Origin of the sequence: Streptomyces melanogenes (assembly GCF_014649795.1) — a bacterium.
In the GTDB taxonomy this organism is placed as follows: Bacteria; Actinomycetota; Actinomycetes; order Streptomycetales; family Streptomycetaceae; genus Streptomyces; species Streptomyces noboritoensis.
Map to the genome: position 1 here is coordinate 1 of NZ_BMTS01000099.1, position 571 is coordinate 571.

Genomic DNA, 571 nt, shown 5'->3' on the forward strand with positions numbered 1-571 from the left:
GGCAGGGCCCGCGAGAACCACAGGGGTGTGCCGTCCGGACGGGTGATGACCTGCACGTTCATGCCGTGCTTCTTGTGCTTCTGGGAGTAGTAGGGCCCGTCCGCCCGGACGCGGTCGGTCGGTGGGGATCAGGGTGCCGTCAACGATGACGAAGCCGCCTTCACCCAGGCCTACCAGGGCCTCGTGGAGGCCTGGCGCCCACGCGGCCAGCACCTCGAGTGTCTCGTCGACGTAGCGCCACGCGGTCGTCTCCGATACCCCGAACCCGGCTCCGACCTGTGCGAACGTCTCGTTCTTCCGCAGATGCGCCAGCGCGAGCAGGGCTTGTTTGAAGCAACCGAGCTTGCGCCAGCGCGACTTCACCTCACGCCGCCGGTTGTAGATGAGCCAGGAGACATGCTCAACAAGCTCGTGCGGGACGTCGAGCATGGAAGGATACGGAACCAACAGAGCCCCCGGGCCGTCGGCAGTGAGCCTTTTCCATCTTCACCCTGAACAGGTCAGATGAAGGGTGAGGATGGCCTGGACGAGGCTGGTAATCCGGGTGGTCGAGCAGCGTAGTTTGCGGAGG

General features: G+C 65.0%; 2 pseudogenes. Both read right to left on the reverse strand.

What is annotated here, in order from left to right:
- Positions 1–429 (reverse strand): annotated as a pseudogene (locus tag IE252_RS42925) (transposase family protein); the annotation flags it as partial.
- A 57-nt stretch (positions 430–486) separates the two neighbouring features.
- Positions 487–571: pseudogene (locus IE252_RS42930) on the reverse strand (IS5/IS1182 family transposase); the annotation flags it as partial.